Origin of the sequence: Limosilactobacillus alvi (assembly GCF_016900115.1) — a bacterium.
Lineage (GTDB): Bacteria > Bacillota > Bacilli > Lactobacillales > Lactobacillaceae > Limosilactobacillus > Limosilactobacillus alvi.
Genome location: NZ_JACJJQ010000147.1, coordinates 1 through 229, shown reverse-complemented (window position 1 = coordinate 229; position 229 = coordinate 1). Strand labels below are relative to the sequence as shown.

The following is a 229-nucleotide window of genomic DNA, read 5'->3' as shown; positions in this document are numbered from 1 at the left end:
CTAATAAACCAACGATTTACTTTGAGGCAACTGGCATCTATTCACGTCCAGTTGCCCGGTTCTGTCGTGATCATCAGCTCCCATTTTGCCAGCTGAATCCGTTGCTCGTTCACTTAAAAGAGGAGGATCTCCGGCGAGTTAAAACCGACCGCGAAGACGCTCGTAAAATTGCGTTAACGGCTTTTGATAATGAGTTTCGTTTGGCTACCCCGCAGGCTCCGCAATATGT

The 229-nt window shown here is 48.0% G+C and carries 1 protein-coding gene; it reads left to right on the top strand.

Annotated features, from left to right (window positions below):
* The coding region (locus H5993_RS09425) for an IS110 family transposase (protein ID WP_204777135.1) at positions 1-229 on the top strand (229 nt) is incomplete at both ends.